Origin of the sequence: Amycolatopsis anabasis (genome assembly GCF_009765355.1) — a bacterium.
GTDB classification, from domain to species: domain Bacteria; phylum Actinomycetota; class Actinomycetes; order Mycobacteriales; family Pseudonocardiaceae; genus Amycolatopsis; species Amycolatopsis anabasis.
Genome location: NZ_VTHK01000026.1, coordinates 89,516 through 105,877 on the forward strand (window position 1 = coordinate 89,516; position 16,362 = coordinate 105,877).

The 16,362-nt window shown below is 70.4% G+C and carries 18 protein-coding genes; 7 read left to right on the forward strand and 11 right to left on the reverse strand.

Features of this window, described 5'->3' with window-relative positions:
* Positions 1-29: 29 nt before the first annotated feature.
* From FXO23_RS29795 to FXO23_RS29820, 6 genes are all read left to right on the forward strand, one after another.
* Positions 30-1,277: a DUF222 domain-containing protein gene (locus tag FXO23_RS29795; RefSeq protein WP_158888804.1), complete on the forward strand. Its 1,248-nt coding sequence runs from the start codon at positions 30-32 to the stop codon at positions 1,275-1,277.
* Between the two features lie 459 nt (positions 1,278-1,736).
* On the forward strand, positions 1,737-2,072 hold the full coding sequence (locus FXO23_RS29800) for an ArsR/SmtB family transcription factor (RefSeq protein ID WP_158888805.1): 336 nt from the start codon (positions 1,737-1,739) through the stop codon (positions 2,070-2,072).
* Positions 2,069-2,545, forward strand: a complete 477-nt coding sequence (locus tag FXO23_RS29805) for an SRPBCC domain-containing protein (protein WP_158888806.1) — start codon at positions 2,069-2,071, stop codon at positions 2,543-2,545. The genes FXO23_RS29800 and FXO23_RS29805 overlap by 4 nt, the downstream gene beginning before the upstream one ends.
* On the forward strand, positions 2,542-3,168 hold the full coding sequence (locus tag FXO23_RS29810; RefSeq protein ID WP_158888807.1) for a dihydrofolate reductase family protein: 627 nt from the start codon (positions 2,542-2,544) through the stop codon (positions 3,166-3,168). The genes FXO23_RS29805 and FXO23_RS29810 overlap by 4 nt, the downstream gene beginning before the upstream one ends.
* A 184-nt stretch (positions 3,169-3,352) precedes the next feature.
* Positions 3,353-4,141: an SDR family oxidoreductase gene (locus FXO23_RS29815; protein ID WP_158888808.1), complete on the forward strand. Its 789-nt coding sequence runs from the start codon at positions 3,353-3,355 to the stop codon at positions 4,139-4,141.
* 24 nt (positions 4,142-4,165) lie between these two features.
* On the forward strand, positions 4,166-5,236 hold the full coding sequence (locus FXO23_RS29820) for an NAD(P)H-dependent amine dehydrogenase family protein (RefSeq protein ID WP_158888809.1): 1,071 nt from the start codon (positions 4,166-4,168) through the stop codon (positions 5,234-5,236).
* Here FXO23_RS29820 and lgt read toward each other — a convergent pair.
* From lgt to FXO23_RS29845, 5 genes are all read right to left on the reverse strand, one after another.
* Entirely contained in the window at positions 5,180-6,235 is a 1,056-nt protein-coding gene (gene lgt / locus FXO23_RS29825) for a prolipoprotein diacylglyceryl transferase (protein WP_246258000.1), read from the reverse strand. The two genes, FXO23_RS29820 and lgt, sit on opposite strands and share 57 nt — an antisense overlap.
* Before the next feature lie 63 nt (positions 6,236-6,298).
* Positions 6,299-6,562 (reverse strand): hypothetical protein, encoded by a 264-nt coding sequence (locus FXO23_RS29830; RefSeq protein ID WP_158888810.1) that lies wholly within the window; start codon positions 6,560-6,562, stop codon positions 6,299-6,301.
* Complete coding sequence (locus FXO23_RS29835; RefSeq protein WP_158888811.1) at positions 6,552-7,730, reverse strand: M20 metallopeptidase family protein; 1,179 nt, start codon at positions 7,728-7,730, stop codon at positions 6,552-6,554. The genes FXO23_RS29830 and FXO23_RS29835 overlap by 11 nt, the downstream gene beginning before the upstream one ends.
* Positions 7,727-8,866: an amidohydrolase family protein gene (locus FXO23_RS29840; protein WP_158888812.1), complete on the reverse strand. Its 1,140-nt coding sequence runs from the start codon at positions 8,864-8,866 to the stop codon at positions 7,727-7,729. The genes FXO23_RS29835 and FXO23_RS29840 overlap by 4 nt, the downstream gene beginning before the upstream one ends.
* A complete protein-coding gene (locus tag FXO23_RS29845) occupies positions 8,863-10,302 on the reverse strand; it encodes an APC family permease (protein WP_246258002.1) in 1,440 nt (479 codons plus the stop codon). The genes FXO23_RS29840 and FXO23_RS29845 overlap by 4 nt, the downstream gene beginning before the upstream one ends.
* Before the next feature lie 56 nt (positions 10,303-10,358).
* On the opposite strand from FXO23_RS29845, the gene FXO23_RS29850 reads away from it, so the two are divergent.
* On the forward strand, positions 10,359-11,738 hold the full coding sequence (locus FXO23_RS29850; RefSeq protein WP_158888814.1) for a glutamine synthetase family protein: 1,380 nt from the start codon (positions 10,359-10,361) through the stop codon (positions 11,736-11,738).
* A 4-nt stretch (positions 11,739-11,742) separates the two neighbouring features.
* Here the strand turns inward: FXO23_RS29850 and FXO23_RS29855 are convergent, their stop codons facing one another.
* From FXO23_RS29855 to trpC, 6 genes are all read right to left on the reverse strand, one after another.
* Positions 11,743-12,393: a peptidoglycan recognition protein family protein gene (locus FXO23_RS29855; protein WP_158888815.1), complete on the reverse strand. Its 651-nt coding sequence runs from the start codon at positions 12,391-12,393 to the stop codon at positions 11,743-11,745.
* A 261-nt stretch (positions 12,394-12,654) separates the two neighbouring features.
* A complete protein-coding gene (locus tag FXO23_RS29860; RefSeq protein ID WP_425484921.1) occupies positions 12,655-12,780 on the reverse strand; it encodes a hypothetical protein in 126 nt (41 codons plus the stop codon).
* Positions 12,781-12,811: 31 nt separating this feature from the next.
* Positions 12,812-13,369 carry a Uma2 family endonuclease gene (locus FXO23_RS29865; protein WP_246258003.1) on the reverse strand — a complete coding sequence of 186 codons (558 nt, stop codon included), beginning with the start codon at positions 13,367-13,369 and terminating at the stop codon, positions 12,812-12,814.
* Between the two features lie 128 nt (positions 13,370-13,497).
* A complete protein-coding gene (gene trpA, locus FXO23_RS29870) occupies positions 13,498-14,289 on the reverse strand; it encodes a tryptophan synthase subunit alpha (RefSeq protein WP_158888817.1) in 792 nt (263 codons plus the stop codon).
* Positions 14,286-15,527 carry a tryptophan synthase subunit beta gene (trpB, locus tag FXO23_RS29875; protein WP_158888859.1) on the reverse strand — a complete coding sequence of 414 codons (1,242 nt, stop codon included), beginning with the start codon at positions 15,525-15,527 and terminating at the stop codon, positions 14,286-14,288. Before trpB ends, trpA begins: the two co-directional genes overlap by 4 nt.
* Positions 15,506-16,315 (reverse strand): indole-3-glycerol phosphate synthase TrpC, encoded by an 810-nt coding sequence (gene trpC / locus FXO23_RS29880; RefSeq protein ID WP_158888818.1) that lies wholly within the window; start codon positions 16,313-16,315, stop codon positions 15,506-15,508. Before trpC ends, trpB begins: the two co-directional genes overlap by 22 nt.
* Positions 16,316-16,362: the final 47 nt, after the last annotated feature.

The window sequence follows — 16,362 nt, forward strand, 5'->3', positions numbered from 1 at the left end:
GACCATGTGACCCACCTGAAACGCGTCGCTTGCTTTCGAACGTATGTTCGATTAACGTAGCGCATGTGATTGACTACGACAAGTTCCTCGACCTTGGCCCCGACCCCGAACCGCCCGACTGGGACATCAACGAGCTGCTCGACATCGAAGCAGACGCCTGCAACGCGACCGAGTCGCTGCAGCTGGCCTGCGCGATCAGTCAGGTGCAGTCCATGCTGGAAGCCGCCCGCCTGCGCGCCTTGAACCGGTTCGCCGAGCAGCGCCCCGACGACCCAGCCGCCGGAGTCCCGGACACCGTCGCCTGCGAGACGAAGACGACCATCGCCAAAGCGGGCCGTGATCTGGCGCTGGCGCACGCGCTGATCCACCGCCTGCCCGGGACGATGGCCGCACTGGCCGAAGGACGGCTGGACCCGGCACGGGCCGCGCAGATCGAACGTGCCACCGCGGTGCTCTCCCCGGAGAAGGCAAGCGAGGTGGAGAAATGGATCTACCCCGACGCGCCGGAGAAGACCCCGCGTCAGCTGTATGACGCGGTGCGATGGGCGGTGCTGAAGCTCGACCCCGATGGCGCCGAAGAACGCTGCCGGGCACGTAAGACCGAGCGGCGGACCGCGGTGAAGCATCGGGAGGACGGTATGTCCTGGTTCCACGCCTTCCTCCCGGCCGAAGACGTCCTCGCGATGGATCACCGCGTGGATGCGATCGCACGAGAACTACGCGGCGCCGACGAACCCCGCACCATGAACCAACTCCGCGCCGACGTCCTGCGGGACCTGGTGCTGGGCAAGAACGCCAACACCGTCACCACCACCGTGTACGTAACGATGAACGCCACTACCCTGCTCGGCTTGGACAACCTGCCCGGAGAACTGCGCGGCTACGGACCCCTTCCCGCCGAGCGCCTGCGGGAGCTCGCCTTCGATTTGAAGGCGACGTGGTCGGGTGTGCTGGTCGACGACCACGGTTACGCGAAGAAGCTGGCCACGAAGCGGTACCGGCCTTCCCTGCGGCTCAAGGAGTTCGTGAATCTGCGCGATCGGTACTGCTCCTACACCGCCTGCAACCGGGTCGCGGAGAAGTGCGATTTCGAGCATCGGATACCGCACGGCGGCCCGTTCTGCCGACGCCACCTCATTTGCAAACAATCGCCCTACTGGCACGTCACAAAGAACAACCAGGGCCAAACGTTCTGGACCTCCGACCTCGGCCGCACCTACACCACTACCCCCGACCCCATCACCAACCCCACACCGCCAAAATCGCCACCCTGCTAATTCGACAAACCGCAGGCTGTGCCGCTTGGAACGTTGTCGCGGTCATGGCTTCGTTTCTCGCGAGTTCGCTGGAGTCACCGCCACCCTGACCAGTGATCGGCGTACTCCTGCGGATGGCCCGTACGGATCAGGTTGGTGACGGGTCAGATTGGCCTAGAAGTGTCGAATTACGTTGCGGAACAACGGAATCGCGCGCTTCCCGTTGGTTGGGACACTCGGATCGATCGGTGCACCAGCAGCAGGTACCGGTGGGCCCCTGGGCCGAGCGACAGCCAGCCACAACCGCAGATCGTTGCTGACCATCCTCGTCACAGCCCGCCATCGCGCCAGACGACCATCAATCACAGCCCGTGACACAGCTACCGCTCGACCGCGACCTCTGGGGCAATGCGCCCCGCGCCGCCACCCGCAACACTTAGCCCTTGCGCTAAGTGTTGTCCGTGTCCAATACTTAGCCACATGGATCAGTATTCGGCTGTGCTCGACGGCGTGTTCGTCGCGCTCGCCGACCCGACGAGGCGCGCGGTGATCCGGCGACTCGGTCGCGGCCGGGCGAGCGTCGGCGACCTCGCCCGGGATGCCCCGATGACGCTGCCGTCGTTCATGAAGCACGTGCGGGTGCTCGAGTCGAACGGCCTAATCCGCACGTCAAAGTCCGGCCGGGTGCGCACGTGCGAACTCAACCGGGAGCGCTTTGCACTCGTCGAGGACTGGCTCGCGGAGCAGCGCCGCATCTGGACGGACCGCACCGACCGCTTGGAGCGGTTCGTCACTACCCCTGAGGAGAATCAGTGAACCCCGATCTCGATCTCGGCATCGACCGCATCATCCGCGCGTCCCGCGAGGATGTGTGGGCGGCGTGGACCCATCCGGCCAACCTGGCGCAGTGGTGGGTGCCGGCCCCGACGTGCTGCCGCGTCGAGCAGCTCGATGTTCGGCCCGGCGGCGCGTTCGTCACGCTGATGAGCGACGACGGCGACACGTTCGTCCCGCACCTGGACGCGTGCTTCCTCGTGGTGGAGAAGTTCGAGCGCATCGTGTTCACCAACGCGATCGACAGCGAGTGGCGCCCCGCGAGTCCCGCCCCCATCCCGATGACCGCCGAGGTCGTCCTGCGGGACTGCCCCGACGGCACCGATTACCGGGTCACCGTGCGTCACGGCGACCCGGCCGCCCGCGCGCGGCACGCCGAACTGGGTTTCGCCGAGGGGTGGGGCACCACCACCGGTCAGCTCGCCAGCCTCGTCGAGGGCGGACCTGTGCGATGAAGGTCGCCATCACCGAATTCGTCACCCTCGACGGGGTGAGCCAGGGGCCGGGTTCGTCCACTGAGGACACCAGCGACGGCTTCACCAGGGGCGGCTGGCTGGTGCCCCACATGGACGAGGCGTTCGTCCGGTGCGCCTCCGAATGGCTCGACCTCGCGGACGGCCTGCTGCTCGGGCGCCGGACCTACGCGGCGTTCGCGCGCGACTGGCCGCGAATCACCGACCCCGACGACCCGTTCACCGAGCGGATGAACTCGCTGCCGAAGTACGTCGTGTCGAGCACGATCGAGGCGGAGAGTTGGCCGCCGACCACGGTGCTTCGCGGTGACCCTGCGAATGCGGTCCGCGACCTGAAGGCGCGGCCGGGGCGAGAGCTGCAGGTGCATGGCAGTGCCCGGCTCGGCAGCGCGCTGCTCTCGGCGGGGCTCGTCGACACGCTCCGGCTCGCCGTGGCGCCCGCCGTGCTCGGGTCGGGCCGCCGCCTGCTCACCCACCCCGCCGCGGCGACCGGACTGCGGCTCGTGCGGCACGAGGCCACGAAGCAGGGCTTGCTGCTCCTGGAATACGAGGTCACCGGCGCCGCGTCCTTCGGAGACTACGAAGGCGTCACGGACCTCAGGTAGGACCGCGGGCCCGCATTGTCCACAAGCGACACATGGGCCGTTCGACTGTGCCGGTCCGGTGGGTGCGCGACGGCCAGCCGAGTACATCCGGACTCGAGCCGGCAACCGGGTCGCCGAGCACCTCATTCACACCGTGGATCATTTCACCCGCACCAGCCAACTAGAACATGTTACAGTTCGAGCCATGATCCTCGACCGTTTCCTGCTGACCGGTAAAGTCGCGGTGGTCACCGGTGCCGGGCGGGGTATCGGGGCGGCGACCGCGATCGCCCTCGCCGAGGCAGGTGCCGATGTGCTGCTCTCGGCCCGGACCGAAGAGCAGCTACGCGAGGTCGCCGGGCGGATCGAGCAGACCGGACGCCGCGCGCGGGTCGTACCGGCGGACCTGTCGGATCCGGAAGCCGCGGGAGCGCTGGCCGCCGCGGCGACCGAGGCGTTCGGCCGCCTCGACGTTGTGGTGAACAACGTCGGCGGCACGATCCCGCGTCCCCTGCTGGACACCTCCGCCGAATATCTCGAAGAGGCCTTCCGCTTCAACGTCTCCACCGCGCACGCGCTCACCGCGGCGGCCACGCCGGCGATGCTCGCGGGCGAAGGCGGTGCGATCGTCAACAACTCGTCGATCATGGGCCGGGTCCACGGGCGGGGATTCCTGGCGTACGGCACCGCGAAGGCCGCGCTCGCCCACTACACCCGGCTCGCCGCCGCCGACCTCGCCCCGCGGATCCGGGTGAACGCGATCGCGGTCGGGTCGGTGGCGACCTCGGCCCTCGAAGTCGTGGTGGGCAACGACGAACTGCGGACGAAAATGGAACAGGCCACCCCGCTGCGCCGGATCGGGGATCCGGACGACATCGCGGCCGCCGCGCTCTACCTGGCGAGCCCGGCGGGTTCCTACGTCACCGGCAAGGTGCTCGAAGTCGACGGCGGCCTCCAGGCGCCGAACCTCGAGCTCGGCCTCCCCGACCTGTGACTCGGTGTTCGAAAGGAGCGGCTGGTGAGTTATCGGGTGGTCCAGTGGAGCACGGGAAACGTGGGGCGGCACGCGATCGCCGGGATCGACGCGCACCCCGAGCTAGAGCTAGCCGGGGTCTGGGTGTCCGGCGAGGACAAGGCGGGCCGCGACGCGGGTGAGCTCGCCGGACTCGGCCGCGCGCTCGGCGTCCGGGCTACCCGCGACGCGGATGCGCTCCTCGCCGGGAAACCCGATTGCGTGGTCTACACCGCGATGGCCGACGACCGGATCCCCGAGGCCCTGGCGGACCTCGAGCGCATCCTGCGCGCTGGGGTGAACGTCGTCTCCAGCAGCCCGGTCTTCCTGCAGTTCCCGGACGGCGTGGTGCCCGACGAAATGATCCGGCCCATCCGGGAAGCGGCGGCGGCAGGCTGGGCTTCGCTGTGGGTGAACGGTGTGGATCCGGGGTTCGCCAACGACTGGCTACCGCTGGTCCTCACCGGCGTCTGCGAACGGATCGATCAGGTCCGATGCCTGGAGATCCTCGACTACAGCACCTACGACAACCACAAGGTCCTCTTCGACATCATGGGGTTCGGCGGGGACCTCGACGACACCCCGATGTTGTTGCAGCCGGGGGTGCTGAGCCTGGCCTGGGGCAGTGTCGTCCGGCAACTGGCGGCCGGGCTCGGGGTCGAACTGGACGGGGTCGAGGAACGGCACGAACGGCTCCCGGCGCCGGAGGCGTTCGAGATCCCGTCCGGCACGATCGGCCGGGGAACCGCGGCGGCGCTGCGCTTCGAGGTGCGCGGGATGCGCGGCGGGCGAGCGGTGTGCGTGCTCGAACACGTCACCCGGCTGCGCCCCGACCTCGGCCCGGACTGGCCGCAACCGGCCGGTCAGGGCAACTACCGCGTCGAGGTGACCGGCGAACCGAACTACACCCTCGACCTCCGCCTGCTCGGTTCGGACGGCGACCACAACACGGCCGGCTTGAAGGCCACCGCGATGCGGCTGGTGAACGCCGTCCCAGCCGTGGTCGAGGCGCCGCCGGGGCTACTGACCGCCCTCGACCTTCCGCTCGTCACCGGACGGGGACTCGTCCGTCGCTGAGCCGTCCTCGGCCGGGGTGTTCTTGGCCGAGACCTCGGCCGGGGGCACCTCGGTCTTCTTCGGCTCGCCGTCGGCGGATTCCGAAGACTCCTCCTCGGCGGGCGCGTCGTTGCTGCGCAGGGATTCCGGGTCTTCGCGGGGACCTCGCTTGGCCGCGAGCACGAGGTAGACCACCGCCCCGGCGAACACCAGGATCGACGTCCACACGTTCACCCGCAGACCCAGCACGTGCGTGGCGTCGTCGGTGCGCATCAGCTCGATCCAGAACCGGCCCGCGGTGTACCCGGCCACGTAGAGCGCGAACGTGCGCCCGTGCCCGAGTTTGAAGCGCCGGTCCGCCCACACGATGATCAGCGCGATCGCGAGGTTCCAGAGCAGTTCGTAGAGGAACGTCGGGTGGACCGGGCTCTCCGGCAGCGGGATGTTGCCGAACGCGACGCCGTTGGGCCCCTGGTCCAGCATCGTCGGGTCGTCCGGGTTGAACCGCTGGTAGACCTCCAGGCCCCACGGCAGGTCCGTGTGCGCGCCGTAGAGCTCCTGGTTGAAGTAGTTGCCGAGCCGCCCGATGGCCTGGGCGACGATGATGCCCGGCGCGATCGCGTCGGCCACCGCCGGGAGCGGGATGCCCTTGCGGCGGCACGCGATCCACGCGCCCACCCCACCCAGGGCGATCGCACCCCAGATGCCGAGCCCGCCGTCCCAGATCTTCAGCGCGTTGAGCGGGTTCTTGCCCTCGCCGAAGTACCGGTAGTAGTCGGTGATGACGTGGTAGAGCCGCCCGCCGACCAGGCCGAACGGCACCGCGAACACCGCGACGTCGACGATGGTGCCCTTGGTGCCGCCCCGCTGCGCCCAGCGTTTCTCGCCCCACCAGATCGCCACCACGATCCCGGCGATGATGCACAGCGCATACGCCCGGATCGGGATCGGCCCGAGGTGCCACACCCCGCGGTCGGGACTGGGAATGGTCGCGAGGAACACAGCCGAGGCGGAATTCACCGGGTCACCGTAACGTGCCGCCCGTGCGCAGCCCAACCGGGCGACGGGATGTTATGGGGTCGGTCAGGCGAGCGCGATCCTGAGCACGGTGAATCCGTCGCGGGCATCGACCAGTTCTGCGCGGCCTCGACACCCGGGCAGGAAGTCGTCGCCGGTACCCGAACTCCAGCAGTTGCCGAGGTCCCGCCCGGCCAGCTCCACCGCGTCGGGGACGGTCGACGATTCGACCAGCGAGCCGGGTGGCACCTGGATCCGCACGCCGGAGCCGGCCCGCACTTCGCCGTCACCGTCGGCGCACGCCTCGAGGTTCACGCCGTCAGCCGTCACGCGGGGGCCGGTCGCCCGTCGCGGCCAGGTACCCGGCGACGTACGCCTGCGCGACCCGCCCGATCGTGGCGTCCGGCGGGAGGAACCGTTCGTCGTGCAGTGCGCCGGCCCCGCCGGTGGCGCCGAGGCCGACGAACATCATCAGCCCGGGCGCCGCCCCGCAGTAGTGCGAGAAATCGTCGGCGCCGAACGAGCGGAACTCGGTGTCGACTGCGATCCCGGCGGATCCGAGCCATTCCCGCGCGCGGGTGGCCAGCGCGAAATCGTTGTGCAGCACCGGTTCGCACGGCATGATCTCCAGCTCCGCCGTGCAGCCGTGCGCCCGTGCGGTTCCGTGCACGATGTCGCTGAGCAGTTCGTGCGCCACCTCCCGATCGGCTTCCCGCATCAGCCGCAGCGAACCGAGCGCGCTCGCCTGGCGCGGCACCACGTTCGCGGCGGTGCCCCCGCTGATCTGCCCGATCGAGCACACCGCGCCGGACACCGGATCGATCCGCCGGCTGGCGATCTGCTGCAGGCTCACGATGATCTGGCTCAGCGCCAGGATCGGGTCGCGCAGCAGATGCGGGTAGCCCGCGTGGCCGGCCGCGCCGGTCACCACGACCGCGAACTCGTCGGTGGACGCGTTGATCGGGCCCGGCACCGCGGCCACCACCCCGGCCTCGACCTGCGGCTGGACGTGCGCGCCGATCACCGCGGCGACCCGGTGCTCCAGCAGGATCCCGGACTCGACGACGTCGAGCGCGCCCGAAGGCGAAGTCTCCTCCCGCGGCTGCAGCAGGGCGAGGATCGGCCTCGGCACCCCGATCCGCACCGCCGCCCGGCACACCGCGACCAGTGCGGCCAGGTGCACGTCGTGACCGCAGGCGTGCATCACCTCGGACATCGACGCCCACGGCACACCGGTGCGCTCGGTCACCGGCAGCGCGTCCAGTTCGGCCCGCAACGCGATCGGTTCGCCGGGCCGGTCGCCGGCGAGCAGCACCGCTCGCCCGGTCTTCGCCACCCGCACCCCGTCCCCGGCGCCGAGCGCGGCGAGGACGGCCTGCGCGGTGTCCTCCTCGTCGCCGGACACGCGGGGATCGGCGTGCAACGCGTGCCGCAGTTCGATCGCGGCGGGCAGTTCGGCTTCGACGGCGGCGAGCCAGGCGGCCCACAGCCCCGTCATGCGGCCGCCAGGCGGTAGACGCGCCGCGCGTTCTCGAATCCGGCCAGCCGCGCGATCCGGACCGCGTCCGCCTCGGACAGCGCGTCCTCGTCGAGTCCCGCGCGCAGGAAGCCGGACAGCCCGCGGCGGAAGAGCAGGGTCCCCAGGTGGTACAGCTCGGCGAGGCCGAAGGCGTCGGTGGAGAACAGGAACTTCCCGAACGGCACGAGTTCCAGTGTCTCCGCGATCAGCGCGGGCGCGCGGTGTCCCGCGTTGTGCGTGGCGAGCCCGACGTCGACGAACACGTGCTCGAAGACCTGTGCCAGGTAGGCCGCGTTGCGGTGGAACGGGTAGTTGTGCAGCAGCAGGATCGGCACGCCCGCGGACCGGGTCGCGCGCAGCAGCCCGGTGAGCAGCAGCGGATCGCATCGGTGCAGATCGACGTCCGAGTCGCCGTAGCCCACGTGGAACTGCACGGGCAGACCGAGGTCGATGCCGGTCCAGATCAGGAACCGGTGCAGCACCTCGTCGGCCAGCCGGACCGGCGCCCCCGCTTCGACGCGCGTCAGCCAGGCGGCCGCGGCGTCGGCGACCTCGGTGGCGGAAGGCCGCTCGCCGGACAGCTCCAGCCCGACCCGGTACGCGGCGATCGATTTGAACCCGACCGCCCCGGCCGCCCGTTCCGCCAGCGTCTCGGCGAACTGCCCGGCGAATCCGGCGGCGGTGGTGCCCGTGCGCAGCACGTCCTCGGCGACCCGCTCCAGCCGGACGACGTCGTGCGCTCGGGCCTGCGCGAGTCCGGCCAGCTCGGGAGTCCCGGTCAGCTTTTCCGGCAGGAAACCGCCGTCCACCAGGAAGTCCGCGGTCCCGGTGGCGCGCAGGAACCGCCGGTTCACCTCGGCCGCCCCCAGTTCGGCGCGCCGGGCCAGGTATTGCTCGGCCGGGCTGTGCGCGGGCAGGTCGAGGACCGGCGCGCACCAGCGGCGCACCGCGAGCCCGATCAGCGAATCGAACAACGTGGTACCCAGCGGGGACACCGTGTCCGCCTCGGTGAGCGCCTCCTCGAAGGCGGTCCGGTCCAGTTCGGCGGTCAGCACGCCGTGGCAGTGATGATCGACGAGCGGAAGCTCCGCCACCCAGGGCAGCAGTTCGGTCATGCTCCTCCTTCCGCGGCTGCCAGCCGCTCCCCAGCGCGCCGGGCGAACGCGGGTGCGGCGAGCACCGCGACCAGTGCGATCAGCAGCACGCCCGCGGCGACCACCGGGAACCACCGGGCCGGGCCGGCGGACGGGTAAGGGATCACGTTCACGTAGACGGTATAGCCGAGCAGCGCCAGCGCGCCGACCGGGAAGATCAGCTGCCAGGCGGGAACCCGCATCCTGCGCCGCACGAACACGAGCAGGATCGAGCCGATCGTGGTGAGCAGGTAGATCACCAGCAGGATCAGTGTGCCGATCGAACCCGACCACGCGAAGGTGTCGGCGGCGGTGGCCCCGAAGAACACCGCGCACACCAGGATGATCAGCGCCGCCGCACCCGCCACCGCGGTCGCCGCGACCGCGGGCGTGCCCTGCGCCGAGACCCGGCCGAGCCCCCGCCCGCCGCGGGCGTCGCGGCCGAGCGCGAACAGCAGGCGGGAACCGCCGACCACGCACGCGAGGCAGCAGCCGAACGCGCTGATCGCCGCGCCGAGGCTGAGCACGTCCCCCACCCACGCGCCGAGATAGCTCGTGCCGAGGTCACCGAGCAGCGACGGCGAATCGTGGAACGCGGTCGCGTCCGCCCCGAAGGCCATCATCTCGACCGCGGTCACCACCACGAAGAACGCACCGCCGAACAGCGCCGTACCGAGGATCGCGCGCGGGATGTTCCGTTTCGGATCGCGTGTCTCCTCGCCGAGGGTGGCCGCCGCCTCGAACCCGGCGAACGAGAGGAACCCGAACACCGCGCCGAGGAACACCCCGGACAGCCCGATGTCCGGGGTGAAGGTGAACACGTCGAGCGTGAAGCGCCGACCGTCCGGGGCGGTCCCGGCCACCAACCTGACCACGATGACCGCGGTGATCAGCAGGATCAGCGTGATCGTCACCCCCTCGACGATCAGCAGCAGGCCGGTCCCGCGCCGCGCCGGGACGACGGCCAGTAGCCAGCTCCCGGCCAGCGCGATCGCGGCGAGCACGAACGGGCCCCAGGACGGCGGGTTCGGCCAGATCCCGGTCGCGGTGAGGAAGGCGGTGCCCAGGTTGCCCGCCGCCGAGCAGGTGACCACCGCGTAGAACGTGTAGGTGCCGAGCAGCCCGATCCCGGACACGACCCCCGCTCGCGGGCCGAGCGTGGACCCGACGAACGCGTAGACCGAGCCCGCGTGCTGGTGGTACTGGCACAACCGGACGAATCCGTACGCGACGAGCAGCACGCCGATCGCCGAGAGCAGGAAGGCGAGCGGGACCGCGCGCCCCGCCGCGGAGGCGGTCTGCTGTGGATTGATGTTGGCCGCCATACTGGGTGCCATCAGCGCGACGGACAGCCCGACGGCCTGCCACACGGACAGCGAACGATGGAGTCCTGGACGGGTTTCCGCGGTTTCTGGCACGATGCGCACCTCGATTCGTCCGAGTTGACGAGCATTCAACCCGTCCGGAGGTCAAAGTGGGAGGGCTCGATCGCCAGGCGCTGGCGGCCCGCGCCGAGGAGTTGGCCGCGGAACTGGCCGTTCACGGCGTCGAGCTGATCGCGATGACGTTCGTGGACAACAGCGGGGTCGTGCGCACCAAGGCCGTGCCGCTGCGCCGGCTCGCCGCGGCGGCGGCCTGGGGCGTCGGCGCGTCCAATTCGTTCGATTTCTTCGCTTTCAACGACGAGATCGTGCCCGGTGCGCATTCCCAGGGGCCGGTCGGCGACCTGCGGCTGCACCTGGACCTGGATCGGCTGACCGTGCTCGCCGCCCAGCCCGGCTGGGCCTGGGCGCCGGCGGACCGGTACGACCAGGACGGCGAGGTCCATCCCCTGGACCAGCGCGGCGTCGCGAAACGCGCGGCGCGCGAACTCGCCGAGCGCGGCCTCACCGCGAAGCTGGCGTTCGAGATCGAATGGATGGTGACCGCGGAAACCACGCCGGACGACCAGAATTCGGCGGTGCTCGGCCCGGCCTACGGCTACGCGCGGCTGTCCCAGCACGCGGACTACCTCCGCACCCTGGCGTCCACTTTGGACAACCAGGGGGTGCGCGTCGAGCAGATCCACCCGGAGTACGCGGCCGGGCAGTTCGAACTGTCGGTCGCACCCGACGGGCCGGTGCACGCCGCGGACACCGCGGTGCTGGTGCGGGAGACGATCCGCACGGTGAGCCGGCAGCACGGGCTGCGCGCGACCTTCACGCCGAAGTTCTCCGCGCAGGGCGTCGGCAACGGCGGCCACGTGCACCTGAGTCTCTGGCAGGAAGGCGAAAACGTGTTCGCCGGGGGCGACGGCCGGTTCGGCCTGACCGGGGTCGCGGAATCCTTCAGCGGAGGCGTTCTGGCGCGGTTGCCCGGGTTGCTCGCGATCGGCGCGCCGTCGGTGGTGAGCTACCTCCGGCTGGAACCCCATCACTGGGTCGGCGTGTACACCGCCTGGGGCCTGGAGAACCGGGAAGCCCCGCTGCGCCTGGTGACCGGCGCGCCCGAGGAGCGGTCGCGCGCGGCCAACCTCGAGGTGAAATGCTTCGACCAGACCGCCAATCCGTACCTGGTCGTGGCGGGCCTGCTGTTCGCCGGGCTGGCGGGCCTGGACGAAGAAACGTCCCTGCCGGAACCGGTGGACGTCGACCCGGGTTCACTGTCCGAAGAGGACCGTCAGCGCCTCGGCATCGCCCGGTTGCCGGTCACCCTGGCCGACGCGGTGGCCGCGTTCGAAGCCGATCCGGTGCTCACCGGTTCGTTCGGCGCGCCACTGGCGACCACGCTGATGGACGTGCGGCGCGGCGAGATCGGAATCTTCGAGGGCAAGACGCCCGAGGAGATCACCGAGGCGATGCGCTGGGTGTACTGAGCGTTCAGCGGCCGAGCGCGGCCTTCACCTCGCCGCGGAGCTGGGGAAGTTTGGCGTACAGCTTTTCGCCGGGGCATTCGGTGTGGTAGAAGTCGCGGTGGCCCTTGATCTCCTCCGGCGGGATGCCGTACTGCTCGCAGAGGTATACGCACAGGGCGACCAGGGACGACCACTGCGCCGCCGGTGGTTCGACCGAGGTGTAGGTGCCCTCGTTCTCGATGCCGATGGCGTTCTCGTTCTGCCCGGGGCAGTGTGCGCCCTTGATCATCTTGTTCCCGGACTTCAGCGCGTTCAGGCTCCCGTGCCGCCCTTCGAGCTGGTAGCCGCCCCGGCTGATGGTGAAGTGCTGGCCGGTGTCGGACCAGCCGTTGTTGTCCATGTGGTCGGCCTGATCGTTGCGCGCGACCTCGAAGGCGTGCGCGAGCGAGTAGTCGGTGCTGTTCGCGCTCGCGATGTGGTGCACGAGGATGCGGTTCGCCCGGTGGTTCAGCGTGACGAGCCGGTCCCGCGGCGGGCGGGCGCCCCATTCGTCGCAGCCGTAGATCCGCGGGACCTCGGCCGCGCCCGCGATGCCCTCGCCCGTGATCCCGGCACCCGCCAGCGCACCCATGCCCAACAGGAACCGTCGACGGTCTAGCGCCCGGTAATCCACCATGCGCGCAGTCTCCGCGCTCCCCGTACACGCCCCGTACAAACGCCCGCGCCCCACCCAGCCGACACAACCTCCTTACGCAGACAGGTAAAGTCGCCGAGTTCGGTTGGCGCGAGTTCCCCGTTCCGGACGTGCGAGTTCCCCGTTTCGGGACACCGAGTTCCCCGTTTCGGTAGGCGAGTTCCCCACCCGGGCCCCCGGCGAGCACGGCGCGAAGGCGCACCCTGAGAAAACCCGCTTGGTCGGCGAAGTGCGGGAACCGGGTCAGCCGAGGGCGATGGTGACGGCGCGACGGAGTTCGGGGAGTTTCGCGTACAGCTTGTCGCCCGGGCAGTCGGTGTCGAAGTAGTCGCGGTGGCCCTTGATCTCGGCGGGTTTGATGCCCGCCAACGGATTTCTAAAACCTGCCCCGCGCCGCAGGTCAGGGGTTCAGGTCGAGGTTGGCGGCGAACGGGCGGATCAGCTCCAGCTTCCCGTCCTGGCTGCGCGCGATCTCCTTGTACCCCTCACTGGCCAGTTCGAACAGCACGACCTCGGCGACCTTCGCCGGGTTGACCAGCAGGTAGTACGGCACCCCGCAGTCGGCGTACAGCTCGCGTTTGAGCACCCGATCGGTCACCTTGGTCGACGGCGACTCGATCTCCGCGGCCAGCAGCACGTCGGCGGCGTCGAAGTACACCGTGTCCACCCCGGGACAGGTCACCACGACGAAATCCGGGATCAGCAGGCGGCGCTCCCCCAGCCGGATGTTCACGCCGGGCAGCAGCTCGGTGCCCGGCGGGACGGCGGCGTCCATGCGCAGCTGCAACCGGTGCAGCAGCCGCTGGTGGCCGGAGGTGGGCGCGGGAGTCACCAGCAGCGCCCCGTCGACCAGCTCGATCCGGTTGCCGTTGTCCTCCGGCAGGGCGAGGACGTCCTCGACCGTCCATTCGCCGTGGTGCTTCGGCAACAGGTAATCGATGTCAGCAGGAGTGGCCACGGCGCTCCACCTCCACGGTCGCGCAAGTCCCTCGGCTCCCAGTGTGACATGTCGGTCCCTCCCCATAGCGATATACACACGGGGAGCGTCCACCACAGGACCGACAGTTTCCGAAACCCCGCCGGCCGTCAGGCAGGCGTGACCGCCTGACGCACGCCCTCGGCGAGCTCGGCGGACAGCGACCGGACCGCGTCCGCGCCCTCGGCAGCGGCCGTGACCAGGGCGGAACCGACGATCACCGCGTCCGCGAACCCGGCCACCTCGGCCGCCTGCTCCCGCGATTTCACCCCGAGCCCGACGCCGATCGGCAGGTCGGTGTGCGCGCGGGTCCGGCGGACCAGCTCGGCGGCACCGGCGCCCACGCTCTCCCGGGCCCCGGTCACCCCCATCACCGCGGTCGCGTAGATGAAACCGGAGGACGCGTTAGCGGTCAGATGCAGCCGCTCCTCCGAGGAGGACGGCGCGACCAGGTAGATCCGGTCCAGCCCGTGCCGCTCGGACGCTTCCGGCCAGTCACCGGCCTCGTCCGGGGTCAGATCCGGCGTGATCAGGCCGAGCCCGCCCGCGGCGGCCAGGTCCCGCGCGAACGCGTCCACGCCGTAGCGGTGCACCGGGTTCCAGTAGGTCATCACGACCGCGCGACCACCCCGCGCGGCCACCGATTCGACCACCTCGAACAGGTGCCGCAGCTTGAAACCGCCGGTCAGCGCCGCATCCGCGGCCGCCTGGATGGTCGGCCCGTCCATCACCGGATCGGAGTACGGCACACCGACCTCGACCAGGTCCGCGCCGCCGTCGATCATCGCGGCGAGCAGGTCCTTCGACCCGTCGACGGTCGGGTACCCGGCCGGGAGGTAGCCGACCAGCGCGGCCCGCCCCGCACCGCGCGTCCGTTCGAACAGCTCGTCCAGCTCGCTCAAGAGAGCTTCTCCTCGTCCACCAGGCCGAAGTATTTCGCCGCGGTGTCCATGTCCTTGTCGCCGCGCCCGGACAGGTTCACCAGGATCAGGCCCTCCGGACCGAGTTCCGCACCCAGTTTGATGGCCCCGGCCAGCGCGTGCGCCGATTCGACCGCCGGAATGATGCCTTCGGTGCGGGACAGCAGCTTCAGCGCGTCCATCGCCTCCGCGTCGGTCACCGCGCGGTACTCGGCCCGCCCGGTGTCCTTGAGCCACGAATGCTCCGGCCCCACGCCCGGGTAGTCCAGCCCCGCCGAGATCGAATACGCCTCGATGGTCTGGCCGTCCTCGTCCTGCAGCAGGTACGAGTACGCCCCGTGCAGCATGCCCGGCGTGCCCTCGGTCAGCGTCGCGCCGTGCTCACCGGAGTCCAGCCCGTGCCCGCCCGGCTCCAGGCCGACCAGCCGCACGTCCGGATCGTCGATGAACCCGTGGAAGATGCCGATGGCGTTGGACCCGCCGCCGACGCAGGCCGCGACCACGTCCGGCAGCCGCCCGGCCTTCTCCAGGATCTGCGCGCGGGCCTCCTCGCCGATCACCTTGTGGAAGTTGCGCACCATCACCGGGAAGGGGTGCGCGCCGGCGGCGGTGCCCAGCAGGTAGTGCGTGGTGTCCACATTGGTCACCCAGTCGCGCAGCGCCTCGTTGATGGCGTCCTTGAGCGTGCGCGAACCGGTCTTCACCGGGATGACCTCGGCGCCGAGCAGCCGCATCCGGGCCACGTTGAGCGCCTGCCGCTCGGTGTCGACCTCGCCCATGTAGACGACGCAGTCCAGATCGAGCAGCGCGCACGCGGTCGCGGTGGCCACGCCGTGCTGGCCGGCCCCGGTCTCGGCGATGACTCGCTTCTTGCCCATCCGCTTGGTGAGCAACGCCTGGCCCAGCACGTTGTTGATCTTGTGCGAGCCGGTGTGGTTGAGATCCTCGCGCTTGAGGAAGACGCGTGCGCCGCCGCAGTGCTCGGCGAACCGGGGCGCCTCGGTGAGCAGCGACGGCCGCCCCGCGTAGTCCGAGAGCAGGCGCGCGAACTCGCCGGTGAACTCCGGGTCCAGCCGCGCCTTGTCGTACTCCGCGGACAGCTCGTCCAGCGCCCCGATCAGCGCCTCCGGCATGAACCGGCCGCCGTACGGGCCGAAGTGACCGCGCTCGTCCGGGTCGTGCTTCCGGCGCTTCTCGGTCACCGGCTCGGCCTCGGGCAGGCGGGGTGGGATCCGGCGGTGACCAGTTTCACCAGCGCACCCTTCGGGTCGCCGGAGGCGACCAGGCCCTCGCCGACCAGCACCGCGTCCGCGCCGTGACCCGCGTAGGCCATCAGGTCACCCGGCCCGCGGACCCCGGACTCGGCGATCTTGAACACGTCCATCGGCAGCCCCGGGGCGAGGCGGCCGAACACGTCCCGGTCGACCTCCAGAGTGTGCAGGTTGCGCGCGTTGATGCCCATCACCTGGGCGCCGGCCTCCAGCGCGCGGTCCGCCTCCTCGGCGTTGTGCACCTCGACCAGCGCGGTCATCCCGAGCGACTCCACCCGGTCCAGCAGCGCCGCGAGCGCGTTCTGCTCGAGGGCGGCCACGATCAGCAGGACCATGTCGGCGCCGTGCAGCCGGGCCTCGTGCACCTGGTACGGGCTGACGATGAAGTCCTTGCGCAGCAAGGGAACATCCACCGCCGCGCGGACGGCGTCGAGATCGGCCAGCGAGCCGCCGAAGCGCCGCTGCTCGGTGAGCACGCTGATCACGCGGGCGCCCGCGTCCGCGTAGTCCCTGGCGAGCGCGGCGGGATCCGGGATCTCGGCCAGCTCGCCCTTGGACGGGCTGCGGCGCTTGACTTCGGCGATCACGCCGATGCCGGACTCCCGCAGCGCGGCCATCACGTCCTTCGGCGGCGGCGCGTCCGCGGCGCGCCGCTTGAGCTCGTCGAAGGGCAGCGCCTTCTCCCGCTCGGCGAGGTCCGCCCGCACCCCGTCGACGATTTCTTCGAGCACGCTCACCGGGCGACCTCACCGGCCGCCGTGCTCACGGTTTCACTCGCAAGGTG